Here is a 14,128-nt window from a genome sequence, read left to right as displayed (position 1 = left end):
GTCGTGCCATTCGCCCCAACCCGCCGGGATGCAATCGGCGGCCTGCCCGCGAGGTGTCGGCACGTGCATTTGAGGTCATGGCTGGACGTCCTTCTCCACGATCATCAAACATTATCGTCCGGGCGGGTTTGAGCACGGTCCGGCCATGCCTCGATCATCACCAAGTGATCCGGTGACACCTGGCGATAGCTGCGCACGGGAGGCACGTAGTCGGCCGCACGGATCGGGCTGCGAATCTCGTCATTGGCGACGATGCGTTTGATCAGGCGGCGAGCCGGATCCGGCACGGGAACGGCTTCAAGCAGCCGCCTGGTGTAGGGATGTTGCGGGTTGCCGAAGATCGCGGCGCGCGGGCCGATTTCCACGATCTCGCCCAGATACATCACCGCCACTCGATGGCTGACGCGTTCGACCACGGCCATGTCATGGGAAATGAACAGATAGGCGAGACCCATCTGTGCCTGGAGTTCCAGCATCAGGTTGATCACTTGCGCCTTGACGGAGACATCGAGCGCCGAAACCGCCTCGTCGGCGACAATGAGACTGGGCGCGACCGCCAGTGCGCGCGCGATGCAGACCCGTTGCCGCTGGCCACCGGAGAATTCGTGCGGGAAGCGTCCCGCCATTTCCGGTTCGAGGCCAACCTGCTTCAACAGGTGCCGGACCCGCTCTCCTGCCTCCGAGCGACTGGCCAGGCCATTGATGGCCAAGGGCTGTGCGATCGACGCCCCCACCGTCATGCGCGGGTTGAGGCTGGCGAACGGGTCCTGGAAGACCATCTGCATGTGCCGGCGCTGTTCGCGCAACTCCGACGGCCGAAGCTCCAATATCTCCTTCCCTTGCAACCTGATCGATCCGGACAGCGGCTGCGTGAGACGAAGGACGGAGCGACCGGTCGTCGACTTGCCGCAACCGGATTCTCCGACCAGCGCCAGGGTCTCCCCGGTCTGGAGGTGGAACGAGACGTTCTCGACGGCATGCACCCGCGCGCGGACCTTGCCGAGGACGCCCGAGCGAATCTCAAACCGGGTGGTGAGGCCGGATACTTCCAAAAGAGGCCGTTCATTTCGGCGGACGGTGTCGGGCGTCTCGGAAGGCTCGTCCGAGAGACCGGTCGCGCGGTCGACAACGGGAAAACGCAGCGGTCTTGAGAATGCGGTCATCGATCCTAGTCTGGGGACCGCGGCAAGGAGCGAGCGCGTATAGGGATGATCCGCGTTCCGGAAGATCGCCTCCGTGGTGCCCTTCTCGACCACCTGACCGTCATACATGACGACTGTGCGGTCCGCGATTTCCGCGACCACGCCCATGTCATGGGTGATGAACAGGACGGACATGCCCTCCTCATCCTGGAGCTCCTTTATGAGTTCCAGGATCTGGGCCTGGATCGTGACGTCGAGCGCCGTGGTCGGCTCATCCGCGATGAGCAGCTTCGGCCGACATGCGAGCGCCATGGCGATCATGACGCGTTGACGCATGCCGCCCGAGAACTGATGCGGATATTCGTGAAACCGCGATCGGGCGGCGGGAATGCGCACTCTTTCCAGAAGCCGCAGCGCTTCGGCATGCGCCTCGCTTCCCGAGAGCTTACGATGGGATGTCAGAGCCTCCGACACCTGGGCGCCGATGGTGTGCACCGGGTTCAGGCTGGTCATCGGCTCCTGGAAGATCATGGCGACTTCATTGCCACGGATCCCGCGCAAAGCCCGCTCCGGCAGCGTCAGCAGTTCGGTGCCATTGAGCTTGACACTGCCTTCGACGCGGCTCGATCCCACCGGCGTCAGCCCCATCACCGAAAGCGCGGTGACGCTCTTGCCCGATCCCGACTCCCCGACCAGCGCGACCGTGTCTCTTGCGGCCACGTCGAACGAAACGTCTCGCACGACAGTCCGCCATCCGGCATCGGTGCGAAAGGAAACGGAGAGCTTCTCGACGGAGAGGATCGGTTGACCCATGACTTTCCTTTTTTCCGCGAGAGCGGATCCTTGAGCGACTGTCGGGCCCAAGATCATGGCTGTCCCAGCATCCATCGACAGCACCTCTCACGATCTCGAAACATATGTAGCCCGGCGTAGTGACGTCGAAGGACCGACCCTTGAGCGAATGAGGCTGCCGGCGCCGTTGCAGGCGCGCCGGCAGCCTCACGGCCGATCAGGCCCAGGACCATTCGTGAACGTTCCAGGCGGCATCGGTGACGTATTGATTGACCTTGACGCCCTGCAGCGCCTTCACGGTCATGTTGCCCTGGACCACCCCGAACTGCGGCGCGAAGGGCACTTCCTCGAGCAGGATCTCCTGGATCTTGCCGTACGTCGCCTTCCGCTCCTCGACGTTTTCCTGCTCGGCGCCGAGGTCGAGGAGCTCGTCGACCTTCGGATTCTTGTAGAGTGTGTAGTTGGCGCCGTTGCCGATCGCCTTGGAGTGGCAGCGGGCGGAGTAGTCCGGATCCATGCCGACCGTCGGCTCCCATGCCACTAGCAGCGTGTCGTACTGCGACTTCGTCGTGTAGTCGCCCCAGACCACCGAGCCCGGCATGTTCTTGATCTCCATGTCGACGCCGATCTGCTTCCAGTTCTGCTGGAACAGCTGCTGGCTCGCCTGGCGCGAGGGGACACCGGCCGTCGTGGAACAGGTGAACTTCATCTTCACACCGTCCTTCTCGCGGATGCCGTCGTTGCCGACCCGCCAGCCGGCCTCGTCCAGCATCTTGGCCGCGAGTTCCGGGTTCGCCGTCTCTTCCTTCAGGGCGCTGTTATAGGCCCAGTGCGATGGATGCAGGTAGGACAGCGTACGGGGCGTGCTGCCGAAGTTGATGTCGTCGATCGACTTCTGCATTTCGAGTGCGATGTAGAGCGCCTTGCGGACTTTTGGATCGGTGAACTGCGGCTTCTCGGTGTTGAAGTAGATGAACTGCACATAGGGCTGCGGGTTGAGCAGGAAGGTGCGATCCTGCAGCGCCTTGGCCTCTTCCCATCGGTCGTAGGGAATTCCCATCAGCCCGAAATAGTCGATCTCGCCGGTCTTCATCTGCCCGTACGCGACCAACTGATCGGGGACGAATTTGTGGATGAACTGCTTAATCTTCGGCGCACCGCGGTGGTAGTTCGGGTTGGCCTCGTAGACCATGTGGCTGCCGGCCGTGCGGGACTTGAGAATGTAGGCGCCGGTGCCGATTGGCTGCGAGTTGAAGCCCGAGGTGTTGATGTCGGCTTCGCCGGACAGGAGATGATGCGGCACGATGTGCATCGCCTGCCACGCCCAATAGAATGGGACGTAGGCCTTCTTGAGCACGATCTCGACCGTGTGGTCGTCGATCACCTTCAGTGAGTCGATCAGGTCGAAACCGCTGCGCATGCGCGCCGCGACCTTCGGATTGACGATTGTCTGAAAGGTGAACTCGACGTCCTTCGCCGTAAAGGGCTGGCCATCGCTCCAGGCGACGCCCTGCTTCAGGCTGATCTTCCAGGTCTTGCCGTCGGCCGAGATGTCGCCGTTCTCGCGCGTCGGCAGCCGGGCGGCGAGGTTGGGGATGAACGCGCCCTTGTCGTCGACGTCCCACAGCGCGTCGAATACCAGCGCTTCGGGAATAGTATCCGTGCCGCCATTGGCGTAGAGCAGCGGATTGAACTGCACCGGCTCCTGCGTCGTGGCGAAGATGATTCGGTCGGGATTGGACTGTGCGATTGCGGGCCGATAGAGCCCGCTGACCGGCAGGATGAGGCTGGAGGCGGCGGCTCCCTTGATCAGCGTGCGGCGATTCAAAGTAAGTTTAGTCGACATTTCTTGTTCTCCCTCTTTTGTAAACGATGGTGGATTTACGCGTCTAACTTCAACCTGGCATCGAATGCGTCTCGTAGGCCGTCACCGAGAAAATTGAAGCCCATCACGGTGAGTGTGATCAGGATGCCAGGCAGAATTGCCAAGAACGGAACGGTGTCGAAGTAACCCTGGGCGTTGGTCAGCATGTTCCCCCAGCTCGCCATGGGCGGCTGCACGCCATAGCCAAGAAAGCTGATGTAGGATTCCATCAGCACCGCCGTCGCGACCTTGAGGGTGGCAGCAACCAGGACCGGCGCCAGGATGTTCGGCAGAAGCTCGACGACCATGATGCGCCAATTCGAGGCGCCAAATCCGCGTGACGCCTGGACGAAGTCCATCTCCTTGATCGACGAGACCTGCGCCCGAACAATCCGTGACACCTCCATCCATGAGGTCAGCCCGATGATCAGCGAGATCGACAGGATGGTGGGGGGCACGAAAGCAGCGATGACCAGAAGCAGAAAAACCTGCGGAAAGCATAAGAGCGTGTCGACGAACCGCATCAGCAGATTGTCAACGACGCCGCCGTAGAAGCCGGCCGCCAGACCGACGAGAGTGCCGGTGATCATCGTCGTCAGCATCGCTACGATGCCGACGATAAGCGACACCTGCCCGCCATAGAGAAGCCGGCTCAGCGTGTCCCGGCCAAGATCGTCCGTCCCCAGCGGGTATTCCCATGAAGCCAGGGGAGGAAGGAAACGTCGCGAGGTCTCGATTTCCAGAGGATCGTGAGGGGCGAGGAACTGCGCGAAGATCGCCGACAGACAAAGCAGGAAAACCACGACCGCGCCGAAAACGGCCATACGGTGGCTCAGGAACCGTTGCAAGATCATCCGCCGGTAAGAGCGGCTGATCTGGGGCGAGGCAATCGTCACGTCCGTCATCCTACCCTCCCCGTCACGACAGTTTCACGCGGGGGTCGATAAGGGCGATGGCGATGTCCGCGAGCAGGTTCGCCGCAATGACAAGCAAGGCCGTGAACATGACCATGCCCATCAGGATCGAGTGCTCTTTCATGTTGAGCGCATCGACAAAGAGCCGCCCCATTCCCGGCCAGCCGAAGATGGTCTCCGCAACGAGCGCGCCCGAGAACAGGGTCGGCAGCTGGACGCCGAGAAGAGCCACCAGTGGAATGACGGCGTTGGGGAAGGCATGCCGCGCGAGCACACGGCCAGAGCTGAGCCCTTTTGATCTCGCCGTGCGGATATAGTCCTGCTGGATAACGTCAAGAAAGCTCGATCGCGCGTAGCGGCTCCAGGTCGCGACCAGCACGAGAGTGAGCACCATCAGCGGCAGGATGAGGTGGCGAAGAAGGTCCAGCACATTGCCTTCCTCGCCCAGTGAATACATGCCCCCAGACGGTAGCCAACGCAGTTCGATGGCGAAGATGTAGATCGCCATCAGCCCGAACCAGAATGTCGGGAAGGACAGCGCCAGCATCGCCCCGGTCGTTGCCAGATAGTCGAAGAAGGAATGGCGCCGGACCGCGCCAAGCACGCCGAGAAGCGTGCCGATGATCATGGCCAGCGCCAGAGAGGTGCCCATGAGCAGAAACGTCGCTGGGAGACGTTCCAGAATGACGTCGAGCACCGGGCGACCGCCAAACAGGGTGTAGCCCCAGGATCCGGTCAGCATGGATTTCGCCCAGCCGAGATACTGAACGTAGAGGGGTTGATCGAGGCCGAGCGCCACGCGAAGGCGCTCGATGTCCGCTGCCGTGATCGAGGGGTTCAGCGTATAGACCGCCAGCGGCCCGCCCGGCGCCATATGCATGATGCCGAAGCCGATGATCGAAACCCCGATGACCAAGGGGATCGAATGCAGGATTCGCCGCGCGACATAGCCGAGTAGATCTCCACGCATTGTCATGCTCCTTCAACTGGCTGGCATGCCGCTTCCGCTCTGGAGTCGCCGAATGCCGCCAGCAGCGGCTGATTTCGGAGGGTCGCGCACCGAGTCGGGAAGTCCAGTTGGTAAACCAATTCGATTATCCGGCGTAGCGAATGCATGGCTTCCTGCGGTACAGGTTCATCTGGTGAACCTCTTGCGTGTCTGTGGCATAATATCGGTGTCTGCGCGATATCAGGTCAGTCTTCCACTGGTTTGGTGCCCTGTCCATCTAGAATCTGTTGCAATAGGTGCGATTCAGTGCGAAAAAAGAACGTAGGTTCATCTAGTGAACCACAGGGGCCAATGCCTTCTGGGTTGCGGTCCAACTGCATATCGCCTGTCGCCCGCACCGAAGCGGACGGCATTGTCGGCGAGTCGTCGGGAAAACCGGCAGCCCGGTGGTATTTGAAGCAACAACAATGGAGGCGAGATGTCGGCGGACAGGAATCCACGCAAGCCGGTGTACAAGGTGGTATCCGCCTCGCTGAAGGTCTTGCAGGTGCTCGAGGCGCTGAACGACATCGGGCCGGCCGGCCTGACCGTCATTCACAAGCGTGCGAAGCTGCCGAAGGCGACGACGCTGCGGATGCTCGAGACGCTGTGCTCTGCGGGATTTGCCACATACGACCCGGCGGAGAAGGTCTTCGCGGTCGGCTTGCACGCATTGGCACTCAGTCAAGGTTACAACGCGCTCGACGAAATCGTCTCCATTGCCCGTCCAGTGATCGCAGATCTGCGGCTCGATCTGGGCTGGCCGTCGGACATCGTCGTCTGCGACAATGACCGTCTGGTCATCGCCGATACCAACACCCGGCAGGCGCAGTTTTCCGTCGTCCGGGCCGGGGGCGCGGGCTCGCAGCTTCCCTTCAGCATCTCGGCAACCGGACGCGCCTGGCTCGCCTTTTGCGCCGACGACATGCGCGAGCGGATCCTGCGTTTCGACAATCCGCATCCACAGGAATCGCGCGACCTGCTCGCACACCCCGATCGGCTGGCGGCGATCATCTCCGAGACCCGGCGCCGTGGCTATGGATTGCAGTCCGGCGAGTTTTTCGACAGCGAAGCCGGCGCGGGGGTACCGGTTCTTGTGGATGGCAATCTTCGATGCTGCATCAACATCGTCACCGCACGTAACGCGGTCTCCCTCGAACAGATCGAACGCCAATACGTGCCGAAGCTGCAAAGGGCAGCCGAGACGATCGCCGCTCGCGTTCACCGCTGACCTCGCCGCCGGCGGGGCGAGGCACGCCCATCCGTCTCCATGGTTGCTACGGAGCACGGCTCACCACGATAGCCGCACGGCAGCGCGCTTAGGCGCCGGAAAGGTCTCGGCTTGCGCGAGGAAGAGCTGTCGTCGATTGGCGGTATGAGGGTGAGAGACGTTGCCGGTGCGCAGGTCCTCGGCAGCGCTCTCGACGATCTCGCCATGACGACGATGCTGCTCGGCGTTGCCGCGCTCGTCATCTTCGCGAAGGAGGGTACGGCGGCCATCGCGGCAGCACTCGTAAGCAAGTAGCGGCGGGTAATCATGTCATTCCCCTTTGTGTTTGTGCATAAAGGCAATGGAAAGCCCTGCTGTTCTTGCGACAGCTTGTTGTCTGCGTGTCTCGTGCCCGCCTTCTCCCGAGGAACGAACGAGCATTCGCCGTCTTACGACGGCCGCCAGCCGGGCTCACCGGCAGGTGAAGCCTCCGTCGATCGGCAGTTCGATACCGGTCACAAAACTGGAATCGTCCGAGGCGAGCCAGAGCACTGCCTGGGCGACCTCGTGGGCGCGCACCAGTCGTCCGAGCGGCACTGCGGAAATATACTTCTCTTCCGCGGCCTTTGCCGCTTCGGCGGAAACACCGCGACCGGTGAAGCAGATCTTCATGGGCGTTTCGGCCAAGCCCGGACAGACGACGTTGACCCGAACGTTGTCAGGCGCGAAGGTCTGCGCCAGCGATTTGGCGAGGCCGACCACCGCGAATTTGCAGCTCGAATACACCGGCGACCACATTGAACCGACCATGCCGGAAACCGACGCAGTAAATATGATCGAGCCCGCGCCCCGCTTGCGCATATGAGCAATCACCTCGCCCGCACCGAGCGCAGCCGACTGCACGTTGAGCGCGAACGCCTGCTGATACTCTCCAACGTCGAGCCTCTCTATCCCACCGGGTCCGGGAATGCCGGCATGCGCCCAGAGAAAGTCGACGCCGCCGAGCTTGGCTGCCGCTTCGTTGATACTCTCACGTGCGCCCTCGGGCTGCGCGAGGTCCGCCTGTACGGCGTGGATGCGCCCGCCGGACGGATCAAGCTCCGCCTTCAGCGCGCAAAGAGCATCCTGATTGATGTCGACCGCGCAGACCGTGGCGCCTTCACGCAGGAAGAGCTCGACGCCTGCCCGGCCCATGCCCGACGCCGCGGCGGTGATGATTGCGAGCTTGTTGGCGAGACGCATGGTTCCTGTTCTCCTCCTGCAGTCTTTTGGCGTCACTGTGCGTAGGCATCGGGGAACTGGCCCGTCGTGCTGATGACGGTCGCCCGCGTGTCCAGGTAAGGGTCGAGCGCCTCGATGCCGTTCTCGCGTCCCCATCCGCTCGCCTTGAACCCGCCATAGGGAATGCTCCAGCGCAGGTAGCGGTACGTGTTCACCCAGACGACACCGGCGCGGATGCGCGCGGCCGTGCGATGCGCGCGGCCGATATCGCGGGTCCACAGGCCGGCGGTCAGCCCGTAGCTTGTGTCGTTGGCGAGAGCGACCGCCTCGTCCTCGCCGTCGAAGGGAATGAGCGCCGCGACTGGCCCGAAGATCTCCTCGCGGGCGATCCGCATGTCGTTGGCGACATCGGCGAACACCGTCGGCTCGACGAAATAACCGCCTTTCAGCCCATCGCGATCGATGCGGCTGCCGCCGGCGATCAGCCTGGCGCCTTCGTCGCGGCCGAGACCGATGTAAGAGAGCGTCTTGTCGAGCTGCTGCTGGCTCGCTTGAGGGCCCATATGCGTCGCCTCGTCGAGGGGCCTGCCGACGCGCACCTTTGCGGCCCGGCGGGCGAACTCCTCGGCCACTTTGGCGTAGACGGAACGCTCGACCAGCACCCGCGAACCCAGCGCACAGCTCTGCCCGCACAGCGCCCAGGCCGAGCCCGTGGCGGCATTGAGCGCCTGATCGAGGTCGGCGTCGGCGAACAGGATATGCGGCGCCTTGCCGCCGAGCTCGAAGGAAAAGCGCTTGAGCGTGTCCGATCCGCGCTTGAGTATCTCGCGCGCAGTGGCGCCCTCGCCGGTGAAGGTGATCTTGTCGACACCGGGATGCGTGACCAGGTGGTCGCCCGCACCGTCGCGGCCGTAACCCGGCACGACATTGACGACGCCCGCCGGGAAGCCGGCTTCCTCGAACAGACGCGCCAGCTCAAGCAAACTGACCGGGGTCAGCTCGGCCGGCTTGAGCACGACCGTGCAACCGGCGGCGAGCGCCGGCCCCAGCTTCCAGCACGCCGCCATCAATGGGACGTTCCAGGGCGTGATCGCCCCGACGACCCCTAGCGGCACACGCGAAGTAAATGCGTGGACGCTGTCGTCCAGCGGGATGGTGCGACCGCCCTGCTTGTCGCACAGCGACGCGAACCAGTGATAGGAATTGTGGTGGCCGCCGACGTCCACGCGCGACTCACGCAGGGCGCGGCCGTTGTCGCGGGACTCGACGATAGCAAGCTCGGCTGAATGCTTCTGGTATAGATCGGCGAAGCGCCGCATCAGCGCGGCGCGCTCATGGCCGGGCATCCGGCCCCACGGTCCCTCAAAGGCTGCGCGGGCCGCCGCCACCGCGCGATCGATGTCCTTTTTTCCGCCATAGGCCACGACCGCCCACGGGCGGCCGGTGGACGGGTCGATGCTTTCCAGCAGCCCTCCGTCCTCAGGGACAACCCATTCACCGCCGATGAACAGCTTCTCGTAACGCATGAGCCTGTCGACCGGCTCGGCGCTTTGGCGAACGAAGGAACCATTTGCAGTCACGTGTCCCACCTACAAGAATGCTTGATTGTGAATTCGTAGATCACTATTAGGAATAGTGTCAACAAATGCGTGCGGGATTTCTTCCCGTCTGAATCAGGCCGGATTAAAACTTCTAACATTAACAGTCGGTTATTCCATCTAGATCGAAACGGACGAGAACCTCGGGTGGGCAAAAGTAGGTTGCTGTATTCACAATGGTGAATTATAGCCATTCCTGAGAAATGAAACGTGCCATGACCGAGAATCGGCTCTGGCGAAGGAAACGGTGCTCCATGCAAGTCAGACAGGCCGCCAATGTGGTTGAGCTTTTAGAGTTTTTCGCCAGGCGCGGAGAGCCCGCTACGCTTGCGGAGATCGCCGACGAGTTGAACTGGCCACGTTCCAGCACGTTCAACATCGTCGGGACACTGGTGGAAAAGGGCTATTTCTACGAGCCCCGGCTGCGCGGCGGCTACTTTCCGAGCCCGCGCTGGCAGTCGGTCGTGCAGGTCATTGGCGAAAAGGATCCGCTGCCGAGCGGACTGCTGGATCTGGTGGACAAGATTTCCGCGCGCACCGGAGAGACGACCGCGATTGGATGCGCATCGGGCCTTTCGGTGGTCTTCCTCTATGTGCGGGAATCGCGCCAGCCGATCCGCTATTTCGCGGAAGTGGGAACGCGGGTTCCGATCCACGCCAGCTCGGCCGGAAGGGCGATCCTGTCGCAGATGACGCCGAAGGAGCGGGAACAACTCTACCGCAAGCTCGTGTTCGAGAAATATTCTGACACCACGCCGATGGGCATCGAGCAGATCGAGGACGAATTGCGCGCGGTTTCCGAACGCGGCTACCACCAGAGCAATTCCGAATATATTCCGGACCTTGCAGGTGTTTCCTTTCCGATCGCCCTCGCCTCGAAACGCCTTTCCATCGTGGCGGCCGGACCGGTTTCGCGCTGCCTCGAACGCAGGCCCGAAACCGCCCGGATCATGGCAGCAGCGATACGCGAATCCGGCTTTGCCGCACCCGGCACGCTCGCCGACAGGCTGGATGCGCAGAACGTCGAATGATCCAGCCAGGGTGCTGCCAGCGCAATCCAGGAACGGTTCATCGGCACGCCCTACAGCCTGACGAGCTACAATGACGGCGCCGACCTCGTCGCTGGCGCGAATGTCCAGCTTGATGTCGTCCGCGAAGTCTCCGCCGGCCGAGTAGACGAGGAGCTACCAACAGCAGACATGGAGGTGTTCCGCGCGTTGGGCTATCGGCCGATGCAGGGACTCTGTACGGGCCTGCACCGAAACCAGGCGTCTCACCGCAGTTCCGACAAGATGCGCACCCAACTGCGTATTCCTTTGCGAAGCCGTTCGACATCGTACCGCTCGTTGGGGGCATGAATGGCATCGTCGGCGAGGATGAAGCCGGTGACGATGCAATCGACGCCTAGGCGGTCTGTAAGGAGTCCGACCAATGGAACCGTGCCGCCCGTTCCTTTGATCAGCGTCGGCTCTGGCCATTCTGCGTCAAGCGCCCGAGCCGTGGCTGCCATGTAGGGGCTGGCTTCGTTCACCGACACCGCCGAGTTCCCGCCACTCCCCTCGAACTCAACCCGGCAACCGGCAGGAAGGCGAGCCTCGACGAACGTTCGAAATAGCGCACGGATATGTTCCGGTCGCTGCCCACCGACCAGGCGAAACGACAGTCGAGCCGATGCCGATGAGGGTAGAACCGATCGTTCGCCAGGGCCGGTATTGCCACCCACGATGCCGTTGAAGTCGATGCCGGGACGGCCCCACATCAACTCGACCGTACCGTGTCCGCCTTCATCAGGTCCTCCCGTCACCGACACGCCGGCCAGAGCTTCGGAGAGATCCAGGGCTTCCCACTGTTTGCGCAAGGCGAGCGGCAGCGGCCCGACATCATCGTAGAAACCCTCGATCGTCACCTTTCCTTGATCGTCGTGAATAGCGGCGAGGATATTTGTGAGAACACGAAGGGGATTGACGGCGACATTGCCGAAGTGACCCGAATGCAGGTCACTGTTTGGAGCTAGAATGGTGATTTTCTCGTGCAGTAGCCCCTTGAGGCGCGTCGTGATGGCGGGCCTGGTCGGAGACCACATATCGCTGTCGCAGATGAAAGCGACATTGCAGGCAAGTTCGTTGCGATTTGCCTCGACGAAGGCGGCAAGGCTCGGCGACCCCGTCTCTTCCTCGCCCTCAAGCAGAATGGTGACATCGACCGGCATGCCGCCCTGGACCTGCCTCCATGCACGAAAAGCCTGGAGGACAGACCACACCTGGCCTTTGCTGTCCGATGCACCGCGGGCATATATCCGCGTCAGGCCGTCCTCACGCCTTATGTCCGGCCGAAAGGGTGGCGTCGACCAGGCATTGAGCGGCTCTGCCGGCTGTACGTCGTAGTGACCGTAGAACAAGACCTTGGGGCCGCCATTCCCAGTTCGTGACGTGCCAAGGACCAAAGGATGGCCATCGGTCGTCATGATCCGGGCGTCAAAGCCCAGATCATCCAACTCGGACCTGAGCCAGTCGGCGCAGGCAACAATTCCCTTCTTCCCGTCCGGCTGGCTGGAAACAGACGGGAACGCCAGGAATTGCACAAACTTCTCGACCGAGATCGGCATGTTGGCATCCACCCGGTCCAGGATGGCTTCGGTATCGTTCATGGCGTCTCCGACGGGGTGGCTGGGGCAGGCGAGAACGCGCAGATGCCGCTAAAGGACCTTGGAGAGGAACGCCTTGGTGCGGAGCTCCTTGGCGTTGGTAAGAACGTCCTGTGGCTTGCCACGCTCAACCACCACGCCATTGTCCATGAAGATGAGGTGATCGGCGACTTCGCGAGCGAAACCGATCTCATGCGTCACCAGCATCATCGTCATGCCGGTGCGCGCGAGGTCCTTGATGACGTCGAGCACCTCGCCGACCAGTTCGGGGTCAAGCGCGGAGGTGGGTTCGTCGAACAGCATGACCTCTGGGTCCATGGCCAATGCCCGGGCAATGGCGACGCGCTGCTGCTGTCCACCGGAAAGCTGGTTTGGATAACGATCTCCCAAGCGATCCAGACCCACACGATCCAGCAACGCCAATCCTCGCTCTCTCGCCTGTTTTTTGGATTGGCGTTTCACATGCACCGGGCCTTCGATCACGTTCTGAAGCGCTGTCATATGCGGAAACAGATTGAAGCGCTGGAACACCATGCCGGTTCGCCGACGCTGCTCGGAAATCTCGCGCTGTGAGAGTTCGTGCAGTTTGCCGTCGATTTCTCGATATCCTTGGAGGACGCCGCTTAAGCGGACCCGGCCGGCCGAGATCACCTCTAGCTGGTTGATACAGCGTAACAGGGTAGATTTTCCAGATCCGGACGGGCCGATAGCAACACAGACCTCACCCCTGGCAATGCTGAGGTCCACGCCACACAACGCGTGGACGCCTCCATAGAATTTGTGAATGCCCAAGAGTTCGACGGCGGGCGTAACTGGCATGCCATGCATCAGTTCGGCCCTCCTTTGACGATGATCATGTCATGGCCGCGCCCGAAATAACGTTCGAGGTAGTGCTGCCCGACCATCAGCACCGAGGTGATGACCAGATACCAAGAGGCGGCAACCAGGAGCAGCGGAACCGGCAGATAGGTGCGATTGGCGATCGCATTGGTCGCGAACATCAGGTCGAGAGTGAACGGAACGGCCAACACCAGCGACGTCATCTTCAACATGCCGATCGTTTCGTTGCCGGTTGGAGGAATGATGGTCCGCATAGCCTGCGGAATGAGGATGCGGGTCCAGATCTTGGCCTGCGACATGCCGAGCGCTTGGGCTGCCTCGGTTTGCCCACGATCAATGGCGCGAAAGCCAGCCCTGAAAATCTCGGCGAGATAAGCGCTCTCATTGAAACCAAGTCCAATAATGGCGGCGACTGCCGGGGTGACGATCCAGCGGCTGTCGATGCTGACCAGCTCAGGGCCGAAGGGGACCGAGAGCGATATGCGCGGGAACAGCACCGCAAACAGGCCCCAAAACGCCAGCTGCGTGTACACGGGCGTTCCTCGGAAGAACCAAACCCAGAACCAGGCGGCGTTCGTGAGAATTGGATTTCCGCTCTCGCGCATCACGACGAGGGCCAGGGCCAGCGGTATCGCGACCGCCATGGCAACAATCGTAAGCAGCAACGTCCAGCCGACGCCGCGGATCACAAAGGGGGAGAAGAGATACTCGTAATAGGTGCCCCAGTGAAAATTGGGATTCGTTGCCACGCCGTGCGCGGCTTGCACCATAATGATCAGAATGAGGATGACGGACACCCAGCGTCCCAAGTGGCGCCTCGGCACCACCTGGTTCCGAACGACATCCTTCTTCGGGCCACCGACCGGGCCCGCCTGACGGCTGTCCGCCGCCAGCGTGACGTCGTTGTCGCTCACA

The 14,128-nt window shown here is 61.9% G+C and carries 12 protein-coding genes; 3 read left to right on the top strand and 9 right to left on the bottom strand.

The features are described from left to right. Positions 1-104: 104 nt before the first annotated feature. The 4 genes from NKH73_RS22175 to NKH73_RS22160 form a co-directional block, all read right to left on the bottom strand. Positions 105-1,955 (bottom strand): ABC transporter ATP-binding protein, encoded by a 1,851-nt coding sequence (locus NKH73_RS22175; protein WP_352936248.1) that lies wholly within the window; start codon positions 1,953-1,955, stop codon positions 105-107. 196 nt (positions 1,956-2,151) lie between these two features. Then, a complete protein-coding gene (locus NKH73_RS22170; protein ID WP_352936246.1) occupies positions 2,152-3,780 on the bottom strand; it encodes a peptide ABC transporter substrate-binding protein in 1,629 nt (542 codons plus the stop codon). A 35-nt stretch (positions 3,781-3,815) separates the two neighbouring features. Beyond that, complete coding sequence (locus NKH73_RS22165) at positions 3,816-4,703, bottom strand: ABC transporter permease (protein ID WP_352936245.1); 888 nt, start codon at positions 4,701-4,703, stop codon at positions 3,816-3,818. A gap of 13 nt (positions 4,704-4,716) precedes the next feature. Continuing rightward, the gene (locus NKH73_RS22160; protein WP_352936244.1) at positions 4,717-5,682 is read right to left on the bottom strand and encodes an ABC transporter permease; all 966 of its coding nucleotides are present in this window, start codon (positions 5,680-5,682) and stop codon (positions 4,717-4,719) included. 457 nt (positions 5,683-6,139) lie between these two features. Here NKH73_RS22160 and NKH73_RS22155 point away from each other — a divergent pair, with 457 nt between their 5' ends. Both NKH73_RS22155 and NKH73_RS22150 read left to right on the top strand, forming a co-directional pair. Next, complete coding sequence (locus NKH73_RS22155; protein WP_352936242.1) at positions 6,140-6,931, top strand: IclR family transcriptional regulator domain-containing protein; 792 nt, start codon at positions 6,140-6,142, stop codon at positions 6,929-6,931. A gap of 111 nt (positions 6,932-7,042) precedes the next feature. Then, a complete protein-coding gene (locus tag NKH73_RS22150) occupies positions 7,043-7,225 on the top strand; it encodes a hypothetical protein (protein WP_352936240.1) in 183 nt (60 codons plus the stop codon). Positions 7,226-7,381: 156 nt separating this feature from the next. On the opposite strand, the gene NKH73_RS22145 is transcribed toward NKH73_RS22150, so the two are convergent. Next, complete coding sequence (locus tag NKH73_RS22145) at positions 7,382-8,152, bottom strand: SDR family NAD(P)-dependent oxidoreductase (protein WP_352936238.1); 771 nt, start codon at positions 8,150-8,152, stop codon at positions 7,382-7,384. 32 nt (positions 8,153-8,184) lie between these two features. Next, positions 8,185-9,711: an aldehyde dehydrogenase gene (locus tag NKH73_RS22140; protein WP_352936236.1), complete on the bottom strand. Its 1,527-nt coding sequence runs from the start codon at positions 9,709-9,711 to the stop codon at positions 8,185-8,187. A gap of 272 nt (positions 9,712-9,983) precedes the next feature. Here NKH73_RS22140 and NKH73_RS22135 point away from each other — a divergent pair, with 272 nt between their 5' ends. Then, on the top strand, positions 9,984-10,760 hold the full coding sequence (locus tag NKH73_RS22135) for an IclR family transcriptional regulator (protein WP_352936234.1): 777 nt from the start codon (positions 9,984-9,986) through the stop codon (positions 10,758-10,760). A 242-nt stretch (positions 10,761-11,002) separates the two neighbouring features. Here the strand turns inward: NKH73_RS22135 and NKH73_RS22130 are convergent, their stop codons facing one another. Genes NKH73_RS22130 through NKH73_RS22120 form a run of 3 tightly spaced genes read right to left on the bottom strand, consistent with a single transcriptional unit; the run spans position 11,003 to position 14,127 of the window. Beyond that, positions 11,003-12,376, bottom strand: coding sequence for a M20/M25/M40 family metallo-hydrolase (locus tag NKH73_RS22130; protein ID WP_352936232.1), 1,374 nt, complete (start codon positions 12,374-12,376; stop codon positions 11,003-11,005). 48 nt (positions 12,377-12,424) lie between these two features. Next, complete coding sequence (locus NKH73_RS22125) at positions 12,425-13,201, bottom strand: amino acid ABC transporter ATP-binding protein (RefSeq protein WP_352936230.1); 777 nt, start codon at positions 13,199-13,201, stop codon at positions 12,425-12,427. Further along, entirely contained in the window at positions 13,201-14,127 is a 927-nt protein-coding gene (locus tag NKH73_RS22120; RefSeq protein ID WP_352936228.1) for an amino acid ABC transporter permease, read from the bottom strand. Before NKH73_RS22120 ends, NKH73_RS22125 begins: the two co-directional genes overlap by 1 nt. Position 14,128 lies beyond the last annotated feature (1 nt).

The organism is Mesorhizobium sp. M0938, from assembly GCF_040319125.1.
GTDB classification, from domain to species: Bacteria; Pseudomonadota; Alphaproteobacteria; order Rhizobiales; family Rhizobiaceae; genus Mesorhizobium; species Mesorhizobium robiniae.
The sequence above is the reverse complement of the archived record's forward strand: the minus strand, read 5'-3'. Positions and strand labels throughout refer to the sequence as shown.

What these genes read in the sequence shown, in the direction of transcription:
- NKH73_RS22170 (WP_352936246.1), bottom strand. Translation starts at nt 3,780, where the DNA reads ATGTCGACTAAACTTACTTTGAATCGCCGCACGCTGATCAAGGGAGCC.
- NKH73_RS22135 (WP_352936234.1), top strand. Translation starts at nt 9,984, where the DNA reads ATGCAAGTCAGACAGGCCGCCAATGTGGTTGAGCTTTTAGAGTTTTTC.
- NKH73_RS22160 (WP_352936244.1), bottom strand. Translation starts at nt 5,682, where the DNA reads ATGCGTGGAGATCTACTCGGCTATGTCGCGCGGCGAATCCTGCATTCG.
- NKH73_RS22130 (WP_352936232.1), bottom strand. Translation starts at nt 12,376, where the DNA reads ATGAACGATACCGAAGCCATCCTGGACCGGGTGGATGCCAACATGCCG.
- NKH73_RS22125 (WP_352936230.1), bottom strand. Translation starts at nt 13,201, where the DNA reads ATGCATGGCATGCCAGTTACGCCCGCCGTCGAACTCTTGGGCATTCAC.
- NKH73_RS22155 (WP_352936242.1), top strand. Translation starts at nt 6,140, where the DNA reads ATGTCGGCGGACAGGAATCCACGCAAGCCGGTGTACAAGGTGGTATCC.
- NKH73_RS22175 (WP_352936248.1), bottom strand. Translation starts at nt 1,955, where the DNA reads ATGGGTCAACCGATCCTCTCCGTCGAGAAGCTCTCCGTTTCCTTTCGC.
- NKH73_RS22145 (WP_352936238.1), bottom strand. Translation starts at nt 8,152, where the DNA reads ATGCGTCTCGCCAACAAGCTCGCAATCATCACCGCCGCGGCGTCGGGC.
- NKH73_RS22165 (WP_352936245.1), bottom strand. Translation starts at nt 4,703, where the DNA reads ATGACGGACGTGACGATTGCCTCGCCCCAGATCAGCCGCTCTTACCGG.